Origin of the sequence: Klebsiella sp. Ech2A (genome assembly GCF_030078455.1) — a bacterium.
Taxonomy (GTDB): Bacteria; Pseudomonadota; Gammaproteobacteria; order Enterobacterales; family Enterobacteriaceae; genus Klebsiella; species Klebsiella terrigena.
In genome coordinates this window covers 1-4,130 of sequence record NZ_JAQGFU010000279.1, presented here as the reverse complement: position 1 = coordinate 4,130, position 4,130 = coordinate 1, and the positions used below count along the sequence as shown (strand labels likewise).

Genomic DNA, 4,130 nt, shown 5'->3' with positions numbered 1-4,130 from the left:
TGGCCATCGCGAACCAGCCAGGCGCCGGCGGCGCCCTGGGTAATGACGAGGGTGGGTACGCCGTAGGGCTGCAGCTGCTCCGCTTCCGACTCATTCACTACCGCGATATCGATAAGCGGCCACAGGAGGGAGAAATCAGGATTGACCGGCGAAGGGTTAAATACCGTGGTCATCCCGCGCGCTTTGGCGAACTGGAACAGGGCCCGCGTCTTTTCCAGCGAGAAGTTACCCTGCTGCAGCACAATATCGCCCGCAGCGCCCTCTGCCAGATGCGGCAGAATATCATCGAGGCTAAAGGTATCGGCGGCGGCGGTGGTGGGAATAATAGCATTATCGCCATCGGCGCTATTTAAGATAATCGAGGTATCGCTATGTTGGTTGAAATTTTCGACGGGTAGCAGCGTCAATGGTTCATTTATTAGCTGCTGGCGTATCCAGGCTCCGTTGCTGTCATTTCCCGTGGCCGCAATTAAGCGCGTATCTATGCCGCAGCGGGATAATATAATCGCCTGATTCGCGCCTTTTCCGCCGAGATCCTGCGAAACTTTAATGCCATGAATCGAGGTGCCCTTTTTAGGAATATCCGAAATAGACCAGGTTTCATCTACGGTAATATTACCGATAACGTAAACACGCATAGTGTTCCCTTAACAGGATGGATAACATGACTTCTATATCAGCAGAAAAACCTAACGCAATACAAGATATTTTTTCACGTCGCAAAGCTGTCATCGGTGTCATTCACTGCGACCCCTTTCCAGGGACGCCTAAATATCGTGGTAAATCAGTGGATGATATTATTGAAAGAGCGCTAAGGGATGCCGAAAATTATATTGCGGGGGGCGTTCACGGCCTGATTGTTGAAAACCACGGCGATATTCCCTTTGCCAAACCGGAGGATATTGGCCCTGAAACATCGGCGCTAATGGCGGTCATTACTGAGAAAGTTCGCGAGCGTTTCGGCGTGCCGCTGGGGATTAACGTGCTGGCCAACGCTGCGATCCCCGCGCTGGCTACCGCGCTGGCCGGCGGGGCCGATTTCGTCCGCGTAAACCAGTGGGCCAACGCCTATATCGCCAACGAGGGGTTTATTGAAGGGGCGGCGGCGAAGGCCCTGCGCTATCGCAGCCAGCTGCGCGCGGAGCACATTCGCGTCTTTGCCGACAGCCACGTTAAGCACGGCAGCCACGCCATCGTCGCCGACCGTTCGATTCAGGAGCTGACCCGCGACGTGGACTTCTTCGAGGCCGACGCGGTGATCGCCACCGGCCAGCGCACCGGCGATAGCGCGACCATGGAGGAGATCGATGAGATCCGCGCCGCCACCGAGCTGCCGCTGCTGGTGGGCTCCGGCGTGACGCCGGCCAACGTCTGCCAGATCCTCGGGCGCACGCAGGGGGTGATCGTCGCCAGCACCATGAAGGTGGACGGCGTCTGGTGGAACGATGTCGATCTGGCGCGGGTGAAGCACTTTATGTCGGTTGCTCAGGCCGCGCTGGAGGAGGCGTAATGGAGGACTTTAGCGAGCGCCTGCTGCGTGAACATCAGCAGGTCTGGCAGGCGATGCAGCAGCACCGCTTTGTGGTCGATATCGAGCAGGACAACCTGCCAGAGGCGGTTTTTAACCGCTATCTGGTCTTTGAGGGCAACTTTGTCGCCACGGCGATTGCCATTTTTGCCCTCGGCGTCAGCAAGGCGCCGGATATTCGCCAGCAGCGCTGGCTGATCGGCGTCCTCAACGCGCTGGTGGACACCCAGATCGCCTGGTTTGAACAGGTGCTGGCCGAGCGCCGGGTTAATCCTGCCGACTATCCGGACGACCGCCCCGGGGTGAGCCGCTTTCGCGACGGCATGCTGCGCATTGCCCGGGAGGGGAGCTATGAACAGATTATTACCCTGATGTTCGGCGCGGAGTGGATGTACTATCAGTGGTGCCGGCGGGTGAGCGAGCGCCCCCAGAGCGACGCGGATCTGCGGCGCTGGGTCGAGATGCATGCGGAGGAGGAGTTCTACCGCCAGGCCTGCTGGCTGAAGGCGGAGCTGGACCGCTGCGCAATGGCGCTTAATGAAAGCGAAAAGCAGGCGCTGTCGGCGCTGTACGGCGAGGTGCTGCAGTGGGAGATCGATTTCCATACCGCGGCGTATGAAGCGCAGCCGCAGCGATAAACAGGGGCGACCTGAAACGGCGCCCCTGCCACCGGAGCGTTAAATCGGGTATCCGGCGCATCGTGGGGCAGAGGAGGCAGCCGATCCCCCTGCGCTGCCTGCATGCGTGCGCTCCGGGGGAGCAGCAGGAAGCCTCAGGCCGTCGCGCGCCGCCTTCGAAAGCTGGCGGCCTAACGACGGGTGATATGTTTGACGTTGTATTTGTTGGTGTTCTGGTAGATATCGGATAAATCGACGCAGATATTATTCTGCGCGTAGCTGAGCGACTGGACCCGCAGCAGGAGGCTGTTTGCCGGTACCTGCAGGAACTCCGCCTGTTCGCGGGTGGCGAGAACCGGGGAATAGCTGCGGTGGCTCTCCAGAATGGAAATATTGCACTCTTTCTTGAAATAGTTAAATTTCGATCTTTCCAGATTGCCGATGCTCAACCAGGGGAAAACCGCCACCGGGATATAGCTGTTTTCAATCAAAATGGGCACGTCGTCGATAAGGCGAATGCGCCTGACGTAATAGACTTTTTCTCCCGGCTCAATTTTTAGCTGCTGGGCGATAGCCAACGGGGCGTCGATCATGGTGAATTCAATCACCTTATTGCGGTAATTGGTCACGCCGACGACATGCATCTGGTAATTAAACCCATCAAGTTCGCCGCCGTGGTAGTTGCTCTTGCGCGCCACGTACGAGCCGCTGCCGTGCCGTTTGACGATCAGCTTTTCCTCTTCAAGCAGCGTCAGCGCCTTGCGGATAGTCATCACCGACGCCTGCAGTTCCTCAGCCAGCGTCTTCTCGCTGGGGAGCGCATCGCCGATTTCGTACTCATCGCTGTTGATGCGATTTTTTAGCTCACCTGCAATTGATTTGTATATCACTTATAGATGTCTCAGGTTGATGAGTGACTTTGCGATATTTAGATTAATGCATTGATTAATATCTAAATAAATTGACGATTGAAAGCTATCGGCACAATGTCATCTAAAAATAAGGTTTTACATATATATCTATTCTACCCAAAGGTATATGACTTCTGTCACAAATGATGGTTTTGCCGATCTGATTTATTTCGACCTCGACTTAAGCTGGGTTCCATGTTCCGCGGCGCTGGCAGGCGTCGGATGGCAAAGGGGTCGACAATGGTTGGGGTTAAAAAATTACAGGACTTTTCGAAGGCGATGATTGGGCCAGTTTTATATCTGCCGGTCGTAGGCCTTTTGATTGCATTACTCAGCATCACTACCAATAAAATATGGGTGGCCGAAAGCAGCACGCTTTATCTACTGGGTAAATATGTTTCCAGTATGCTTTGGGCAATCATGAATAACCTCGGCTTTTTCTTTTGCCTCGGGCTGGCCAGCGGGCTGGCAAAAAGCCGCAAAGCGGAAGCGGCTTTCGTGGCGGCCATGACCTGGTTTATGTACCTGGCGGCGAATAACAGCTGGCTAACCCTCACGCAACGGCTGGCCGAAGGCAGCAGCAATGCGCAGCTATACGGCAGCGGCCAAACCTTTATTTTTGGCTTCCAGGTCATTGATATGGGGGTGTTTCTCGGCATCATTCTCGGCTGCGTCGTGGCGTTTATCCATAACCGCTTCGTGGCGATAGAGTTTCAGGGCGCGTTCTCCATCTATGGCAACAGCAAGCTGGTGCTGATCGTCATGATCCCGCTGGTGGGCCTGTTTGCCATCGGTACCGTCTATGTCTGGCCGATTGTTGAGCATGGCATATCGGCGCTCACCGGCGTGATGAAAACCTTCGGTGCGGCGGGCGTGTTTCTGTACGGCTTTCTTAACCGCTTTCTTATACCAACAGGCTTACACCACCTGATCTGGTCGCCCTTCGTGTTTACCTCCATCGGCGGGCAGCTGCTGATAGACGGCCAAACGGTCGTCGGGGCGAAGCCCATTTTTCTCGCCGAAATTGCCAGCAATACCGGCGGCGCCTTAAGCGATTCGGCGCGTTTTTTAACC

5 protein-coding genes are annotated in these 4,130 nt (G+C 55.7%); 3 read left to right on the top strand and 2 right to left on the bottom strand.

Features of this window, described 5'->3' with window-relative positions; all coding sequences use genetic code 11:
• Nucleotides 1–638: PfkB family carbohydrate kinase (locus PFH44_RS25345; RefSeq protein WP_283826535.1), on the bottom strand; the 638-nt coding region annotated here is incomplete at its 3' end.
• A gap of 26 nt (nucleotides 639–664) precedes the next feature.
• Here PFH44_RS25345 and PFH44_RS25340 point away from each other — a divergent pair.
• Nucleotides 665–1,510, top strand: a complete 846-nt coding sequence (locus tag PFH44_RS25340) for a BtpA/SgcQ family protein (RefSeq protein WP_283826533.1) — start codon at nucleotides 665–667, stop codon at nucleotides 1,508–1,510.
• On the top strand, nucleotides 1,510–2,166 hold the full coding sequence (locus PFH44_RS25335; RefSeq protein ID WP_283826532.1) for a TenA family protein: 657 nt from the start codon (nucleotides 1,510–1,512) through the stop codon (nucleotides 2,164–2,166). Before PFH44_RS25340 ends, PFH44_RS25335 begins: the two co-directional genes overlap by 1 nt.
• 170 nt (nucleotides 2,167–2,336) lie before the next feature.
• Here PFH44_RS25335 and PFH44_RS25330 read toward each other — a convergent pair whose 3' ends face one another.
• The gene (locus tag PFH44_RS25330; protein WP_237373977.1) at nucleotides 2,337–3,035 is read right to left on the bottom strand and encodes a GntR family transcriptional regulator; all 699 of its coding nucleotides are present in this window, start codon (nucleotides 3,033–3,035) and stop codon (nucleotides 2,337–2,339) included.
• A 261-nt stretch (nucleotides 3,036–3,296) separates the two neighbouring features.
• Between PFH44_RS25330 and PFH44_RS25325 the strand changes: the two genes are divergently transcribed.
• The coding region (locus tag PFH44_RS25325) for a PTS transporter subunit EIIC (protein ID WP_283826531.1) at nucleotides 3,297–4,130 on the top strand (834 nt) is incomplete at its 3' end.